The following is a 15,984-nucleotide window of genomic DNA, read 5'->3' on the forward strand; positions in this document are numbered from 1 at the left end:
GCGCGATCAGATAAAGCGTTTACGGATCCACTGGGAGGCAAGGTCGAGGGCGGTCACCACCAGAATGATCACAATCATCACCGCACCGGTCTGGTCGAACTGGAAGCCACGGATGCTCTCCCAGAGGATCACACCGATGCCGCCGGCCCCCACCATGCCCACCACCGTGGCGGACCGGACATTGGACTCGAAACGGTACAGTGAGTAGGAAATCCACAGCGGCAGCACCTGTGGGATAACCCCGTAGATCACCTCCTGAAGGCCACTGGCACCGGTGGCCCGCACGCCTTCCACCGGGCCGGGGTCGATGGCTTCCACCGCTTCCGAGAACAGCTTGGCCAGGACCCCCGTGGTATGGATGAACAGGGCCATGACACCGGCAAAGGGCCCCAGCCCCACCGCCACCACAAACAACATGGCGAAGACCATTTCGTTGATCGCCCTGAACGAATCCATCAGGCGACGAACCGGCTGGCATACCCACCAGGGCACCAGGTTTTCGGAGGACAGCACTCCTAACGGAATGGCCAGCAGGATCGCCAGCACGGTTCCCCAGACGGCAATCTGGACAGTGACCACCATTTCCGTGAGGTAAAGGTCCCAGTGGCGGAAGTCGGGCGGGAAGAAGTCCGCCGCAAATTCCGCCATATTGCCGCCGTCGGCGAACAGTGCTGCCGGGTTCATTTCGGCACCCTGCCAGGACCAGGCCAGCACGGCGCAGGCCAGGCCCCATGCCGCGAGGGAGCCCCAGTTGCTGACCAGAAGCGACCGGGCACCGGTGGCCTGGGGTGATTGGGTGGAAGCGGTTTGCATGGACGAACACCTGTCGCTGAAGGTTTATGCAGTGGGAGGTGCCCGGCGGGTTGACCTCCCACTGACCAGGGTGATGGTTATTCGGCCTTGGCCTTTTCCTCATCGATGGCTGCCATGCGCTGGTCCAGTGCGGCCAGCTTGGCATCGATCTCCGACATCAGTTGCTGCTTCTCTGCCGCGGAATAGCTGTCGTCGGCCTCAATCATGGAGCGTTCACGGAACAGCGCCAGCTGGCGGATGGGCAGCAGCTGATCGTTGCTGGACTCCCGGAATGGTGCCCACTGAAGGTCGGCCAGGATCTGCACTTCCCGCTCGTCGCCGGTGGTGCCGTAGGTCATCAGGAAGTCGCGGACTTTCTCCCGGGTCTGCTCGGGCAGATTGCTGCGGATCACAATGGGGTCAGACGGAATCAGCGGTGACTTCCAGACAACCTTGAGTTTTGCAGCCTGTTCCGGGGCGGTAATCTCGAGGCGTTCCATGCTTTCGGTATTGAAGGTCGCCACATCCACCTGGCCGTTGGCGACCGCCAGGGCGTTGGTTTCATGGCCCGAGTTGAGGGTGCGCTTGAAGATTTCCTTGGCCATGACACCGTTCTTGCCGAACACGTAATAGCCGGGCACCAGGTAGCCGGAGGTGGAATTGGGGTCGCCGTTACCGAAGGTGAGCTCAGAGGCGTTTTCCAGGATATCGTCCACGTTGTTCAGGTCGTCACGGTCCTTGTGCACGATCATCAGGCTCCAGTAGCCTGGTGAGCCGTCAGCGGCAACCGTCTGGGCGATGATCTCGCCACCGGCACGATCTACCGCCTCCATGGCGGACTTGTTACCGAACCAGCCGATATCCACCTTGTCGAAACGCATGCCCTGGATAATGCCGGCGTAGTCCGGGGCGAAGAAGCCCTTCACTTCCATGTCCAGCTGGCGGGACATGTCCGCCAGGAACGGGTCCCAGACAGACTTGAGATTCTGGGTGGATTCGGTGGAAATAATGCCGAAGTTCAGGGTGTCCATTTCCTCGGCCTGCAGGCCGGTGGCACCGAAGGCGATTGTGGCTGCCAGTGTGACCTGGCCGATCCATTGCTTGATCATGTCTCTTGCTCCTGCACAGTGATTGGGTGTTGCGAAGTGACTCGGTTGGTTAGCGAATGTCCCGGACGCGGCCTAGCCGGCGGAAGCCAGCGCCAGTCCTGCGGCCGGCCTTTGCGGGGGCATGGTCAGTGCCGGGGCGTCGTCATCGTCAAATGACGTGGTTCCGTAGATCCGGCCCAGCAGTGCCGGCGTCAGTTCTTCGGACGGCCCGTCGAACACCACGACACCTTCCTTCAGTGCGATGGCCCGTTGGCAATACTCCCGGGCGTATTCCACCTGGTGCAGCGTGACCACCACGGTGCGGCCGTCCTTCTGGTTGATGTCGGCGAGAATATCCATGACCTGGCGGGCGGATTTGGGATCGAGGGAGGCGATGGGTTCGTCGGCCAGGATGATCTCGGCCTGCTGGGTGAGGGTGCGGGCGATGGCGACCCGTTGTTGCTGGCCACCGGAAAGCAGCGACGCCCGTTGGTTGGCCCAGGCTTCCATGCCAACCCGGGCTAGGGATCGCCGGGCCAGCTCTCGTTCCTGTGCGTTGAACAGCCCCAGGCAACCGCGCCAGCGAGGTGCCCGCCCCAGCAGCCCCGTCAGCACATTGCCGAGAACCTTCATGCGCCCCACCAGGTTGAATTGCTGGAAGATATAACCAATGCGGGCGCGGCTCTTGCGAACGGCTGGATGAAGTTTTCCCTGGTGCTGGATGGGGCTGCCCAGGACACTGACCTCGCCGCTGTTGCTGTCGCCGCAGCAAAGCCCCGAGAGATGTCTGAGCAGTGTTGACTTGCCGGAGCCGGACGGGCCGATCAGGGCGACCATCTCGCCGCTGCGGATCTCCAGGTCGATAGTGTCCAGCGCCTTGCGTACCTGATCCCCTTTCCTGCCGAAGGTCTTCGACAGGCCTGTGACCGTGATCTCTGAGCTCATGAGTGCGCTCCCACCGATGCATTCCGTTCGTGTGCGGGGCGTGACGGGTCACTTCCCCACAGCGTGCCAGCGAACGGTGGCTACCGTATCGCCAGGTCGTATAGACAGGATGGGGTGAGTATGTGACGACGGCGTGTCGTCAAAATGACGCTGGAGTGAAGAGTTGAAGTCGCTTGTGTGGCAGTCCGGTGACAGGGTGGCCTGGGGCCGCCAGTCCAGGGCTCAGCCCTGGACGGCGGTAACCACCCGTTGCTGGCTTTTCCGGCTGTACCAGCAAAGTACGACACCAAAAGCCATCAGCGAGGCGGTGATGGCAAAGGCCCGGCTGAAGCCACCGGCGGATTCCACGATCAGCCCGGCCACCGCCGGGCCGATAAGCTGCCCCACTGCGAAGAACAGGGTGACAAAGCTGACGGCCACTGGCGCCAGCCGTGGGTGGACGGTTTCCGTGGAGGCCGCCAGCACGGATGTGAACAGCCCGGACACACACAGCCCCATGATGATGTAATGCACGGCAAAGGCCGGCAGTGTGGGGGAGACCACCGGCAACGCCATGGCCGCGGAACAGGACCCCATGGACAGCACCAGCGCATTGGACCGGCCCAGTCGGTCGGAGATCGAGCCCCAAAGCGGGCCGGCTATCAGCCCCAGCAGCCCCATGGCGGCCGCCAGCCGACCGGCGATGAGGGAGGGGATGCCGGACTCCAGGGCAAAGCTGTACATGAAGATGGTCTGCACGATATAGGTCAGACCGACGATGCCGTAGATCAGACCCACATTGATGACATGGGCGTTGCGATACACACCGGCGCGGGCGGCCGGAACCGGATCGGCGGGGCCGCCGCTGCCGCCGCCCTGGGGTGGGTTGCGCAGGAACAGCCCGACCACCAAGCCGGCGAATACGGCGGCGGCGCCGAAAACCGCCCATACCATACGCCAGCCCTGGTCCGGCCAGGTCGTGCTGAGCCAGGGTACCAGCACCCCCGCCAGGAAGAGCCCAAGGCCGACGCCGCCATTGGCGAAGCCGATGACAGCCCCCCGCTTTTCCGGGTACCAGCTGCCCAGTAGCGAGATCAGTGGTGTATAGCCGAAGGCCGTGCCGAAGCCCAGCAATGCCATCATGGCCATACTCAGCCAGTAGTTCTCCGACAGGGCGAGGCCGGTAAAGCCGGCCGACGCAAAGCAGAGCCCAATGAAGATCGCCTGCTTGCTGCCATAGCGGGAGGCAAAGATACCGGCCACCATCAGCATCGTCAGATACCCCAGGGCGGTTACCGTGCCCAGGTTGGCGCCTTCGCGATAGTCCAGCCCGAGACCTTCCAGCATGCCAGGCATCACGAGGCCATAGGCCAGGCGCGCAAAAACCACCAGAGTGATGGTGCACAACATGCCGATGGCGATCATCAGCAACAGGGGAGGTCGGCTGGTCTGAGTCATGGATGTAATCTGGTGTTGTTAGAAGACTATTGGAAAGTAGGCGAATCGTCCCTGCTGGTCAACTGTGACCACTTGGATGTTGGTCGGGCCTGACTGTCTGTTTACGTTGACTGACAGGGACTGACCGAAGATTGCGGTTGCGTCACCTTGCTATACATTCCGGCAGGTGTGGTCCATTATTGATGGCCGTATGTGGTTTTGTCCGGTTGGACAAATCTGCCTTGAAATCATGAGCTTTGGCAATGAAGGATGCAGCTATGGATATCAGTAAAAGCCTCCGTCGCCCTGTGGCGTTGATCATGATTGTTCTGATGAGTCTGACCACCACCGGCATGGCCTTTGCCCAGGGTGGCAGCACCCCGACTGAGCCGGTCTCCACGGCCGAAGTGCTGCAGTCTGAGCAGGTCCGCGTTGACCGGGCGGAACTCAAGGCCATGCTGGCCACAGGTGAAGTTCAGGAAAAGCTCGCTTCCCTGGGGGTCGACCCCGATCAGGTGGAGGAGCGCATTGACAACCTGACCGCCGAGGAACTTTCCGAATTCAACCAGGCCCTGGACGAGTCGCCGGCCGGCGCTGGTGTCGGGGGTGTGGTTGGTGTGATTGTGCTGTTCCTGTTGGTGTTTATTGTCACCGACATGCTGTGTGCCACGAATATCTACAGCTTCGTTAACTGCATCAACTGACCCCGATGGGCATTCCCACCGCCGCCGGCCCTTTACGGGCCGGCCTTCTGCTGCTGTTCACGCTTTTTGCTGGTTGTGCCGGCCATGGCCAGTACCCCCGCACGGATACCTTTGCAGGAAGTGAGGTTGCACAAAAAGCCGTGATCGGCTCTGTGCCGTTCTACCCCCAGGAGGCCTATCAATGCGGCCCGGCCGCTCTGGCCATGGTACTGAACCACAGAGATGCCGGAGTGACGCTGGACGAGACCATCGACAGGGTCTATCTGCCCGGCCGGCAGGGCAGCCTGCAGGTGGAGATGGTCGCCGCCGCGCGGGCGGAGGGCATGCTGGTCTATCCGCTGGATGGAGACCTGGAAGCCATTATCCGGGAGGTGGACGCCGGCAACCCGGTGCTGGTCTTCCAGAACCTGCGTTTTGGCTGGTGGCCCCAGTGGCATTTTGCCGTGATCGTAGGCTATGACCTTCAGCACCAGGAGTTCCTGTTGCATTCGGGAACCGAGGAGCGGACAACCCTGCCATTCCGGGTGTTCGACAACACCTGGGCCAGGGCCGAGCGCTGGGCGAGGGTGGTGCTGCGCCCGGGGGAGCTACCCGCCACGGCGGAACCGGTAACCTACGTGCGCGCGGCCCATGATCTTGAGGAGGTGGGACAGGCGGAAGCGGCCCGTATCAGCTACCAGGCGGCGCTGAATGCCTGGCCCGACAGTCTGGCCGCCGGGTTTGCCCATGCCAACCAGCTCCTGTCCCGGGAACAGTGGCAGCAGGCGGAAGACGCCTTTCGTCAGTTGCTGCTCTTTCATCCCCGCTCAGCGCCGGCCTGGCACAACCTGGGGCTTGCGTTGGAGCGCCGTCAGTGCCCTGTCGCGGCCCGTCAGGCACGCCGTTGTGCCGGCAGGCTGGCGCCTGATGATGACCGTTTCGCCACTGGATCAGTGGAGTCCGGGGCGGAGGTGTCCACGGCCTCCTGCTCGGTGACGACACTGTTGGCTGAGGCAGGGTGTGCGACATCAGAGCAGGGGGTATTACCCGGCGAAGAATGAGCAACGCCCCTGTCCACTCATCAACAGCAGATATCCTTTGCGCTCCCTTGATACCCTTCCATTTAGCCGCAGAGAAGTGATAAGTGCATAAGTGGAACGGAGGGAGCCATGAAGTTGCCAATACCCAATCGTGAGGAAGCGGGCCGTGAGCTGGCCGCTGCGTTGGCGTCCAGGCCGAAGGGTGCCCGGCCGCTGGTGCTGGCGCTGCCAAGGGGCGGCGTGCCGGTGGCGGCACCGGTTGCCGAACGCCTTGGCGCCCCCCTCGACCTGATGGTGGTTCGCAAACTGGGCTTTCCCGGTCACGAGGAATTTGCCATGGGGGCCATCGCCAGTGGTGGGGTCCGGGTCATGAACGACGCCATGCTTCGGCGCCAGCCGGTCTCCCCACAGTCTATTGAGGAGGTTGCGCGAACCGAGTTGACCGAACTGGAGCGTCGGGAACGGACCTACCGGGGCGACCGACCCGCCCCGGAAATCAACGGGCGCGATGTCATCCTGGTGGATGATGGCCTGGCCACAGGCGCCACCATGCGGGCTGCTATTCAGGCATGCCGGGAGCAGGATGCCGCGTCGGTTTGCGTGGCGATTCCGGTGGCGCCGGTGGACACCGTGGAGCGATTACGCAAGGAAGCCGACGATGTCGTGTGCCTGGCGACTCCCGAGCCGTTCACTGCAATCGGTGAATGGTACCGGGAGTTCGGCCAGACGGACGACGACGAGGTCCGCCAATTGCTGGCGGCAGCCTGGCGCCGGGAGGCGGAATAATCTCCCGGTCCTCGTTCGGAGCCTGTTCGGTTTGGCGCGTACCATTGGTCATGATCGCTCCTCCGCCAGTCTGCGCGATGAGGTGGTATTTCAACCGCCTGGCACCAGGCAACTGGCGGTACCGGCGTTGGGTTCTGCCGGGGCCTATGGTTTAAGCTGTCAGATAGTAATCCATTGTGAAGGGGAGCAAGCCATGTCGAACGAACAGCGTCACCTGTTGGTGGAAGGCCACGTTCAGGGCGTTTCCTTCCGGGCCTACACGGAACAGAAGGCCAGCGAACTGGGGCTTGAGGGTTATGTGAGAAATCTGACGGACGGTCGTGTTGAAGTGGTGGCCGAAGGGCCCGAAGACCGGCTACGGCAGTTGGAAGACTGGTGCTGGCAGGGGCCCCCGGCAGCCACTGTGAGCCTGGTGAGGGGCGAAGCCCGGCCTGCCAGTGGGGACTTCAGCGGTTTTGCCATCCGCTGAAGCCTTACAGTTTACAGGTTGGCTTCGGCAAACTCCGCCAGCACCGACCGGGGCACACCCTGCAGGTGGATGTGGGCGCCATGGCGGAAGCGCTTGAAGCGCTCGGTCATGTAGGTTAGGCCAGAGCTGAGTGCGCTCAGGTAGGGGGTGTCGATCTGAGCCAGGTTGCCCAGGCAGATCACCTTGGAGCCATTGCCGGCCCGGGTGATGATGGTCTTGATCTGGTGGGGTGTCAGGTTCTGGCACTCGTCGATAATGATCAGGCTGTGCTGGAAGCTGCGCCCGCGGATGTAGTTCATGGACTTGAAGTGCAGCGGGACCTTGCTGAGGATGTAGTCCACGCTGGCGGTCATGTTCTCATCGTCCTCGTGGAGCGCCTCCAGGTTGTCCACGATGGCCCCCAGCCAGGGCTCCATCTTCTCTGCCTCGGTGCCCGGCAGGAAGCCGATATCCTCGTCCAGCCCCTGGGTTGAGCGGGTGGCGATGATGCGTTTGTACATCTTGCTGGCTACGGTCATTTCGATACAGGCTGCCAGCGCCAGGATGGTCTTGCCGGAACCCGCCGAGCCGGTCAGGTTGACCAGGTGTACTTCCGGATCGAGCAGCAGGTTCAGGGCCATGGCCTGGTAGATATCCCGGGGCACCAGACCCCAGACTTCCTCGTCCATCAGGTCCTGACGGTGCATGTCCTGCAGCACCAGGGTGTCGTCGTCGATGTCCGACACCTTGCCGATAAAGCCCTGTTCGTCGATTACGAACTCATTGATGTTCAGCTTTGCCAGTTCGCCTTCCCGTTTGAGGAGGTGCTCGGTGACGGCCTCCCGCTGGACGGTCTCCACCTTCTGGATCTTGTCCCAGAAAGAGTTGGGAAACTGATGATAGCCCTTGGGCAGCAGATCGATGTCATCCAGCAGCTGGTCGTTGTGGTAATCCTGGGCCTCGACACCAAAACCACGGGCTTTCAGCCGCATGTTGATGTCCTTGCTGACCAGGATGATATCCCGGGATTTGAAGCGGGACTGCAGCTCCGCCAGGGTGTTGATGATCTTGTTGTCGTTGAGGTGCTCCGGCAGTGAATGGTTACCGGCATGCCCCGTGGTCATCAGGATGGTGAGCGTGCCCAGGGGTTTCGCCTTCTTTGCCCGGACGATGGGCACGCCCTTCTCGATCTCCTTGGGGCTGGCATCCCCCAGCAGCCGGTCGATGTTGCGGATGGCCTGGCGGCAATCCGCGGCCACCGCCTGCTTGCCGGATTTCAGGCTGTCGAGCTCTTCCAGGACCGTCATCGGAATGATGACATCGTGTTCTTCGAAATTGAGGAGGGCGTTGGGATCGTGAATCAGGACATTGGTGTCGAGAACGTACATTTTGCGGCGAGCTTGCGGTGCTCTGGGCATAGGGTGCGATACCTCTCTGGCAGGCGACGTCTGGCGTTCTCAAATCCCCGTTGGCCAGGGGCCCGTGGCAGCGTCCGGTTCAGTCACCGTCCGCACAGCGCCGGGTCAGGGATTTGTCGGATATGAGTTTCAGCATGTCGTACGTTGTTATGATGCCGGTAATTTTCCCTTCCTTCGTGACGAAAATCCGGTGCAGGTGTTCCCCCATCATGATATCCGCAATGTCTCGCACCGGGGTCGACTCGTCAACTGAAAACACCTGCGGCGTCATGATATCGCGAACTTCTACCGGTAGCCGGGTCATTTCTTCCAGGAAGGCGAGGCGCAGCCGTCGCACCTCACGCTGTTCCTCGGGCGTCAGCCTGGCCCATGCCTTGGGCTTGCGGTCGGACGACCAGCGGAATTCGGCGATGTCCTTGAGGGTGGCAATGCCCACGATATCGCCGTGGTCGTCCACCACCGGGCTGCCGGTGATTTCGTTCTCGGTGAGGAATCGTGCAAGGTTGTCCATGGTCCAGGATTCCGACACTGCCTTGACGTTGGGCGTCATGATATCGCGGGCAATAACGGTCATGGAGCGCTCTTCCCTGTCAGTCACTGGCCCGGCAGTGCCGGGCGTTATGGGCCTATCGGCGTTCCGGCAGGGTGACGTTCAGCTCGAGCACCGAGCAGTCGTCATTCCGGTCCACCTCCACCTGAACCATATCATCTTCAATCTGGACGTATTTTCGGATTACCGCAAGCAATTCCTGTTGCAGTTCGGGCAGGTAATCCGGCTGTTCCCGCTTGCCCCGCTCGTGGGCAACGATAATCTGCAGCCGCTCCTTGGCAACGCTGGCCGAGCCGGTGTTCTTGCGGGACCGGAAGTAGTCGAGGAAGCTCATCCTGTTTACCCCTTGAACATCCGTGCGAAAAAGCCTTTCTTCTGGAGGTTCATGAAGCGATGTTCCCGCTCCTCCCCCAGAAGCCGTGCGACAGCATCGTCATAGGCCTGACCGGCATCGCTCTGCTCCTCCAGGATAACCGGAGTACCCTGGTTGGAGGCATTGAGCACCACCTGGGATTCCGGAATCACGCCCAGCAGGGGAATGGCAAGGATTTCCTCCACGTCGGCCACCGACAGCATTTCGCCTCGCTCCACCCGTTCCGGGTTGTAGCGGGTGAGTAGCAGGTGCTCCTTTACCGGGTCCTGGCCCATTTCGGCGCGGCGGGACTTGCTCTGCAGGATGCCCAGAATGCGGTCCGAGTCACGCACCGAGGACACCTCGGGGTTGGTGACCACAATGGCCTCGTCGGCATAGTAGAGGGCCATCTGGGCACCATGTTCAATGCCTGCAGGCGAGTCGCAGACAATATAGTCGAAGGTTTGTGACAGCTCGTTGAGGATTTTTTCAACGCCCTCCTTGGTCAGGGCTTCCTTCTCGCGGGTCTGGGAGGCGGGCAGGATATACAGGCTTTCTACCCGCTTGTCGCGGATCAGTGCCTGGTTGAGGGAGGCGTCCCCCTGAATGACGTTGACAAAGTCATACACCACCCGCCGTTCGCAGTTCATGATCAGGTCGAGGTTGCGCAGGCCAACGTCGAAATCAATCACCACGGTCTTGTGGCCACGGCGGGCCAGGCCCGTACTGATGGAGGCACTGGTGGTGGTCTTGCCGACCCCGCCTTTTCCTGATGTGACAACAATGATTCTAGCCAAGGTTGCGATCCTGTCTGCTGATAATGGATTTGCGGGAATAACGGCCTTCAGGAACGCTCCAGTGGTGTCACCACCAGCAGGTCGTCCCTGAGCTGGACCTGCACAGCGGTTTTCCAGCCGCTTTCCTGCAGATCTTCCGAGATTTTATAGTGACCGGCGATAGACACAAGCTCTGCTTCCAGAGACTGGCAGAATACACGGGCGCTTTCCAGCCCGTGCACCCCGGCGAGGGCGCGTCCACGCAGGGGGCCGTACACGTGGATGTTACCTGCGGCCAGCACTTCCGCGCCAGCCTGCACCGGCGCCAGGATGATTAAATCGCCTTCAGGGGCCACAATCTGCTGGCCCGACCTGACCGGCTGCGAGATAACACGGGCGGGCGCTGGTCCGGCAGGTGTCGGTGCGGCAGCTTCGGGCACGGGTTCCGGTGTTACCTCGGGCGACGGATCACGATCCTGGCGGCTATTGCCCGGCAGGATGGCCAGGGCCGCATGGCGGGCCAGCCGGCGCTGGTCGTCGTTGCCACCCCGGACGCCGATCACATGTATGTTGTGGCGGCGGCAGATGCCCAGCAGCTTGAAGAAGTCGAGCTCGCTGCTGAGGCCTTCATAATGGTCCAGGCTCACGATAACGGGAATATCCCTGAAAAAACCGGGAGCCTGGCGAATCTTTTCCCGCAGTGCGGCTTCGAAGGAGTCGTCGTCGAAGTAGGCCAGCTCCAGGGCCATGAGTGAAACCGTGGTGCTCTTGAGCTGGAAGGCGGGCCTTTCGGTGGCCTGCGGGGCGTCTGTCATGCTGGAGTATCCTGATTTTGAAAGGAGGGCGTCTGTCGGGGCCGCAGGGCAGGGCCGTCAAAGCGAATGCCGGACCAGCCGGTGGTCATGAACTGGCGGATATTGCCATGGGCAGTGCCGGCGGGGTCGTCGAGTACGCTCTGGTAATGGCGACCGAACAGTGTCAGGGCCTGGGCTTCTGAGAGGTTTCCCAGTTGAGCGAGGGCGAATACCTTGCATGAGCCCTCGTTCTCACCGGCGGCGTTATGCAGCGGACCATTGTGGAAGCCGGTCGGGTTATAGTCGAAATGCCGCTCCACCAGGGCCAGGGTGTCCTCGAAATCGGAATGGCCGGCATCCAGCGAGGCCAGGTGGATTCTCAGGGCTTCATGGATTTTCATCCCCGATGCTCTCCCTCGTGGGGCTGCTTGGGGCCCTGCTGGTACCTGGCTTTCCATTGCTCGTAGGGCATGCCGTAGACGTGCTCCCGGGCCTCGGGGTCGGACAGTTCCACGCCACGTTCGGCGGCTTCTGCCCGTACCCACTTTGACAGGCAGTTTCGACAGAATCCGGCCAGGTTCATCAGGTCGATGTTCTGCACCTCGGTATGTTCCTGCAGATGGCTGACCAGCTTGCGGAAGGCGGCGGCCTCGATTTCGGTTCGGGTCTGACCGGAGAATTCGTTACTCATCGTGGTGGCTCCATCCTGTAAATGTCTGACATTCTCGGCAAGACAACGTAATATACAAGGCTGTACATTTATACAGAAGTCATTTATACGAGCCATGCAGCGCAAGATCATCCACATCGACTGCGATTGTTTCTACGCCGCAGTGGAAATGCGTGACGACCCTACCCTGCGGGACGTGCCCATTGCCGTTGGCGGGCAGGGCGGTCGTGGCGTGGTGACAACCTGTAACTACCGGGCGCGGGCCTTTGGTGTGCGTTCTGCCATGCCCGGCGGTGAGGCTCGACGCCTGTGCCCCGACCTGGTCATGGTACCCCTGGACATGCCCCGATACCGTGACGTATCCCGCCAGGTGATGGCCATTTTCCGTGAAGTAACCGATCTGGTGGAGCCCCTGTCGCTGGATGAGGCGTTCCTGGACGTGAGCGAGGTGGACGCCTTCCAGGGCAGCGCCACCCTGATTGCGCGGCATATCCGTGATCAGGTCCGTGATCGTATCGGCATTACCGTATCAGCGGGGGTGGCACCCAACAAATTCCTCGCCAAGATTGCCAGCGACTGGGAGAAGCCTGACGGCCTGTTTGTGATCACGCCGGATCAGGTGGAGGGATTTGTCGAGAGGCTTCCCGTGGAAAAGCTGTTTGGCGTGGGCAAGGTGACCGCCGGCAAACTCCACGACCGGGGCGTGCAGACCTGTGGCGACCTGCAGCGGGTCGGTCAGGTGGAACTGGTCAAGGCTTTTGGAAAACAGGGCCTGCGTCTGTGGGATATGGCCCATGGCCGTGACGAGCGACCGGTGGTGGTGACCCGGGTTGCGAAGTCGGTGAGCGTGGAGCGGACCTTCTCCCAGGACCTGCCGGGGAAGGCCGCCTGCCAGCAGGTAATGTCAGGCCTGGTGGATGATCTCAACCGGCGTCTGGAGCGCAAAACCAGCCGCAAGCCCTTACACAAGCTGTTTATCAAGATTCGCTACAGTGATTTTTCCACTCATACCCTCGAGCGGGTGCGGGACCCCGGTGCCGGATCTTTGGTGGAGGCCGGCGAGTTCCTGCCCCTGCTGGAAGAACTGGTCACGGATGAGCAGCGCCCGGTACGGCTGTTGGGCGTGGGTGTCCGCTTTCGGGAGGATGGCGCCCCGGTTACCCAGCTACGCCTGTTTGAGTAGCCGTCATCAGCATCAATGTCTCCGCCCCCCAGGCCGTTGCCATCAGCCCCACAACACCTCCGATGAACGCGCCGGCCAGCACATCGCTGGGGTAGTGCAGGCCCAGCACCACCCGCGATGCCGCGACCGCCAGGGTGAAGGGCAGTACCAGGATGGCAAGAGGTGGCAGTGTCAGGGCCAGTACCGTGGTAAAGCAGACCGCATGCAGGGTATGCCCCGACGGAAAGCTGTAGCGGTCCAGAGGTGGGGTGCCACAGTGGATGACCGGGAAGGAGATAAAGGGCCGCTCGCGGACGAGCCAGCGCTTGAGCAGCTTGTAGGTAACGGTGCACGCCAGCCCGGTGCCGGTCATCAATAGGGCGACAGCAAGTCCCTCGTGAGGGTAGACCAGTGGCAGGGACAGAATGAGTACGTACCACAGCCAGCCGTCACCCAGGCGGCTTACCACCTTGAACAGTGACAACACCGGCCGGTAGCGAAGGCTACGGTTGATGGACCGGCAAAGCGCAAACTCCACCTGGTCCACCTGGCTAAAGAAGCGGGATACCCTGGGTGACGGCATGACAGCGGTCTCTCCTGTTGAGCTTCAGTGTGAGTTGCTCGAATTGTTCCACCTGACCGCTCCAGTCCAGATCCAGCGCGTCCAGCCTGGCCTGATGCCGGATGTTGGCCAGCAGCGTGTTTTGCTGGGCCAGGGTCAGGGCGTGTTCTACAAAGGCTTCGTCGTCGTCCAGCCGTGCCAGCATGCCGTTCTCCCGGTGGCGTATGTGCTCGCTGGCGGCGGCGTCGTCAAAGGCCACCACCGCCAGTCCGCTGGCCATGGCTTCGGTGACCACGTTGCCGAAGGTGTCGGTCTTGCTGGGAAACAGGAACAGGTCACCAGAGGCATAGTGCCGGGCCAGGGCTTCACCCTCCTGGACGCCGCAGAACACGTACTCGGGATGTCTCTGCTGCAGTCGTTTGCGCTGCGGGCCGTCACCCACCAGAACCAGTCTGGCTCTCGGGTGCAGGGCGTGAATCCGCTCGAAGCAGGAGACAGCCAGTTGCAGGTTTTTCTCCGAGGCGAGCCTGCCTACGTAGAGCACCGCCCGGTCCTGGGGCTGAAGGCCCCAGCTGGCACGGAGCTCCTGGTCCCGCTTGTGGGGTGAAAAGCGTCGACAATCCACGCCACGGCTCCACAGCCCGACGGGGTGGATGCCCATGGCGCTCACCCGGGCGGCCATGCGACGGGTGGGGACCAGGGTCAGGGCCGTGCGGTTGTGAAACCAGCGGCCGTAGCGTTTGAGCAGGCGTTCCAGGAAAGCGGCGTGGTAGTGGCGGCTGTAGCTGTGAAAGTTGGTGTGGAAGCCCGAGCAGACCGCAATGCCAAGCTCGCGGGCAACGGTGACCGCCGTGACGCCAAGGGGGCCCTGGGTGGCGACATAGATCAGGTCGGGGCGCTGCCGTGTCCAGAGCGCGCGCAAACGCTTCTGGCGGGTAAGGCCGAATTGCAGAGCCGTATAGCCTGGCAGGGGCAGGCCCGAGACCCTTACCAGTTCGTGGAACAGCCGGGGTTGGCTGTCGGAGGCCGGTGCCACGTTGCGGTCGGATTTCTGGGCCGGCCTGACCACCTGTACCTGGTGCCCATTCGCGCTCAGCCCCTGGCAAAGGTACTTCAGGGTATTCGCCACGCCGTTGACCTCTGGCGGGAAAGTCTCAGAGACAACGGTAACGCGGCGATTCAGGGGCTGACTGATGACTTCACTCATTCAATAACCTTGCTGGATGATTCCTGACGTTGCGGGTAACCTCTTGCATCACTGGTTTTCCGTTATTCCACTATGGAAACGGAATATGACAGTCAGACTTCACATTTGTGACATTCCCTTGAAACCCGCGTCCTGACTGAATTTCCGGGCGTGAACCTGTAACCGGAACAAGCCGTTGGAGGAAGGATGGAGATGCGAAAACTGGGTCGCAGCGACCTGGACGTCAGCCTGATCTGCCTGGGTACCATGACCTGGGGGCAGCAGAACACTGAACAGGAAGCGTTTGAACAACTGGATTACGCCGTGGGCGAAGGCATTAACTTCATCGACGCGGCGGAGATGTATCCGGTGCCTCCGCGGCCGGAAACCCAGGGGCTGACCGAGCAATACCTGGGCAATTGGCTGGCGCAGCGTGGTCGCCGTGACGATCTGGTCATAGCGTCCAAGGTCGCCGGGCCGGGTAATGGTCTGACTTATCTGCGTAATGGTCCTCGCCTGACCCGCGACCATATCCGGGAGGCCTGTGAGACCAGCCTGAAACGCCTGCAGACAGACTACATCGACCTTTATCAGGTGCACTGGCCGGATCGCAGTACGAACTTCTTCGGCCAGTTGGGATACCGGCACCGGGACAACGAGGATTACACGCCCATCGAGGAAACCCTGGGTGCTTTGCATGAGCTGGTTCAGGAAGGCAAGATCCGCCACGTCGGCCTGTCCAACGAAACACCCTGGGGCGCGATGAAGTATCTGCAGCTGGCCGAGAAGCATGGCTGGCCAAGGCCGGCGACCATCCAGAACCCCTACAACCTGCTGAACCGGACCTTTGAGCAGGGCCTGGCGGAAGTGGCCCACCGGGAAGATATGGGACTGCTGGCCTATTCGCCACTGGCGTTTGGTATGCTGACCGGCAAGTATCTGGACGGCAAGCGTCCGGACAATGCCCGCATGACGCTTTTCAAGCGGTTTGTCCGTTACCAGGGTGAGCGTGCCGAACAGGCAACCCGGGCCTACTGTGATCTGGCCCGGGCCCATGGCCTGACTCCGGCCCAGATGGCTCTGGCCTGGGTGAACAGCCGCCGGTTTGTGACCAGCAACATCATCGGCGCCACGACCATGGAGCAGCTTCGGGAGAACATCGGCTCAGCAACAGTGGAGCTGAATGATGAGTTGCTCCAGGCCCTGGAAGAGCTGCACCGGGAATTCACCTATCCCTGTCCCTGAGCATCGTCCTGACCCGCCCCGACCGGGGCGGGAGTTCATTTACGTGGTGTTACCGTTAATCACCCTCATCG

The 15,984-nt window shown here is 61.6% G+C and carries 19 protein-coding genes; 6 read left to right on the forward strand and 13 right to left on the reverse strand.

Annotated features, from left to right (window positions below):
- Nucleotides 1-6 precede the first annotated feature (6 nt).
- The 4 genes from phnE to ACFOZ5_RS10705 all read right to left on the reverse strand — a co-directional run bounded on the left by phnE (nt 7) and on the right by ACFOZ5_RS10705 (nt 4,262).
- Nucleotides 7-813: a phosphonate ABC transporter, permease protein PhnE gene (gene phnE, locus ACFOZ5_RS10690; protein WP_379887073.1), complete on the reverse strand. Its 807-nt coding sequence runs from the start codon at nt 811-813 to the stop codon at nt 7-9.
- A gap of 77 nt (nt 814-890) precedes the next feature.
- Entirely contained in the window at nt 891-1,901 is a 1,011-nt protein-coding gene (gene phnD / locus ACFOZ5_RS10695; protein ID WP_379887074.1) for a phosphonate ABC transporter substrate-binding protein, read from the reverse strand.
- A gap of 72 nt (nt 1,902-1,973) precedes the next feature.
- Nucleotides 1,974-2,825, reverse strand: coding sequence for a phosphonate ABC transporter ATP-binding protein (gene phnC, locus ACFOZ5_RS10700; protein WP_379887076.1), 852 nt, complete (start codon nt 2,823-2,825; stop codon nt 1,974-1,976).
- A gap of 222 nt (nt 2,826-3,047) precedes the next feature.
- On the reverse strand, nt 3,048-4,262 hold the full coding sequence (locus ACFOZ5_RS10705) for an MFS transporter (protein ID WP_379887078.1): 1,215 nt from the start codon (nt 4,260-4,262) through the stop codon (nt 3,048-3,050).
- 257 nt (nt 4,263-4,519) lie between these two features.
- Here ACFOZ5_RS10705 and ACFOZ5_RS10710 point away from each other — a divergent pair, with 257 nt between their 5' ends.
- The 4 genes from ACFOZ5_RS10710 to ACFOZ5_RS10725 all read left to right on the forward strand — a co-directional run bounded on the left by ACFOZ5_RS10710 (nt 4,520) and on the right by ACFOZ5_RS10725 (nt 7,219).
- Nucleotides 4,520-4,945: a PA2779 family protein gene (locus tag ACFOZ5_RS10710; protein WP_379887079.1), complete on the forward strand. Its 426-nt coding sequence runs from the start codon at nt 4,520-4,522 to the stop codon at nt 4,943-4,945.
- Between the two features lie 5 nt (nt 4,946-4,950).
- Entirely contained in the window at nt 4,951-5,985 is a 1,035-nt protein-coding gene (locus ACFOZ5_RS10715) for a PA2778 family cysteine peptidase (RefSeq protein WP_379887081.1), read from the forward strand.
- A 108-nt stretch (nt 5,986-6,093) separates the two neighbouring features.
- Nucleotides 6,094-6,750, forward strand: coding sequence for a phosphoribosyltransferase (locus ACFOZ5_RS10720; protein WP_379887083.1), 657 nt, complete (start codon nt 6,094-6,096; stop codon nt 6,748-6,750).
- 193 nt (nt 6,751-6,943) lie between these two features.
- The gene (locus ACFOZ5_RS10725) at nt 6,944-7,219 is read left to right on the forward strand and encodes an acylphosphatase (protein ID WP_379887085.1); all 276 of its coding nucleotides are present in this window, start codon (nt 6,944-6,946) and stop codon (nt 7,217-7,219) included.
- 11 nt (nt 7,220-7,230) lie between these two features.
- Here the strand turns inward: ACFOZ5_RS10725 and ACFOZ5_RS10730 are convergent, their stop codons facing one another.
- The 7 genes from ACFOZ5_RS10730 to ACFOZ5_RS10760 all read right to left on the reverse strand — a co-directional run bounded on the left by ACFOZ5_RS10730 (nt 7,231) and on the right by ACFOZ5_RS10760 (nt 11,779).
- Complete coding sequence (locus tag ACFOZ5_RS10730; protein ID WP_379887087.1) at nt 7,231-8,616, reverse strand: PhoH family protein; 1,386 nt, start codon at nt 8,614-8,616, stop codon at nt 7,231-7,233.
- A 79-nt stretch (nt 8,617-8,695) separates the two neighbouring features.
- Nucleotides 8,696-9,190 carry a CBS domain-containing protein gene (locus tag ACFOZ5_RS10735; protein ID WP_379887089.1) on the reverse strand — a complete coding sequence of 165 codons (495 nt, stop codon included), beginning with the start codon at nt 9,188-9,190 and terminating at the stop codon, nt 8,696-8,698.
- Between the two features lie 52 nt (nt 9,191-9,242).
- A complete protein-coding gene (gene minE, locus ACFOZ5_RS10740; protein ID WP_379887091.1) occupies nt 9,243-9,500 on the reverse strand; it encodes a cell division topological specificity factor MinE in 258 nt (85 codons plus the stop codon).
- Nucleotides 9,501-9,505: 5 nt separating this feature from the next.
- The gene (minD, locus tag ACFOZ5_RS10745) at nt 9,506-10,315 is read right to left on the reverse strand and encodes a septum site-determining protein MinD (protein ID WP_379887093.1); all 810 of its coding nucleotides are present in this window, start codon (nt 10,313-10,315) and stop codon (nt 9,506-9,508) included.
- A gap of 47 nt (nt 10,316-10,362) precedes the next feature.
- On the reverse strand, nt 10,363-11,109 hold the full coding sequence (gene minC, locus ACFOZ5_RS10750) for a septum site-determining protein MinC (RefSeq protein ID WP_379887095.1): 747 nt from the start codon (nt 11,107-11,109) through the stop codon (nt 10,363-10,365).
- Nucleotides 11,106-11,489 carry a HopJ type III effector protein gene (locus ACFOZ5_RS10755; RefSeq protein ID WP_379887097.1) on the reverse strand — a complete coding sequence of 128 codons (384 nt, stop codon included), beginning with the start codon at nt 11,487-11,489 and terminating at the stop codon, nt 11,106-11,108. Before ACFOZ5_RS10755 ends, minC begins: the two co-directional genes overlap by 4 nt.
- The gene (locus ACFOZ5_RS10760; protein ID WP_379887098.1) at nt 11,486-11,779 is read right to left on the reverse strand and encodes a DUF1244 domain-containing protein; all 294 of its coding nucleotides are present in this window, start codon (nt 11,777-11,779) and stop codon (nt 11,486-11,488) included. The genes ACFOZ5_RS10755 and ACFOZ5_RS10760 overlap by 4 nt, the downstream gene beginning before the upstream one ends.
- A 94-nt stretch (nt 11,780-11,873) precedes the next feature.
- Here ACFOZ5_RS10760 and dinB point away from each other — a divergent pair, with 94 nt between their 5' ends.
- A complete protein-coding gene (gene dinB, locus ACFOZ5_RS10765) occupies nt 11,874-12,941 on the forward strand; it encodes a DNA polymerase IV (protein WP_379887100.1) in 1,068 nt (355 codons plus the stop codon).
- Here dinB and ACFOZ5_RS10770 read toward each other — a convergent pair.
- Complete coding sequence (locus ACFOZ5_RS10770) at nt 12,916-13,503, reverse strand: phosphatase PAP2 family protein (protein ID WP_379887102.1); 588 nt, start codon at nt 13,501-13,503, stop codon at nt 12,916-12,918. The two genes, dinB and ACFOZ5_RS10770, sit on opposite strands and share 26 nt — an antisense overlap.
- The gene (locus ACFOZ5_RS10775) at nt 13,472-14,689 is read right to left on the reverse strand and encodes a glycosyltransferase family 4 protein (RefSeq protein ID WP_379887104.1); all 1,218 of its coding nucleotides are present in this window, start codon (nt 14,687-14,689) and stop codon (nt 13,472-13,474) included. Before ACFOZ5_RS10775 ends, ACFOZ5_RS10770 begins: the two co-directional genes overlap by 32 nt.
- 186 nt (nt 14,690-14,875) lie before the next feature.
- Here ACFOZ5_RS10775 and ACFOZ5_RS10780 point away from each other — a divergent pair, with 186 nt between their 5' ends.
- Entirely contained in the window at nt 14,876-15,913 is a 1,038-nt protein-coding gene (locus ACFOZ5_RS10780) for an NADP(H)-dependent aldo-keto reductase (protein ID WP_379887106.1), read from the forward strand.
- The last annotated feature ends 71 nt before the right edge of the window (nt 15,914-15,984 follow it).

This window comes from Marinobacter lacisalsi (assembly GCF_042651045.1).
GTDB lineage: Bacteria > Pseudomonadota > Gammaproteobacteria > Pseudomonadales > Oleiphilaceae > Marinobacter > Marinobacter lacisalsi.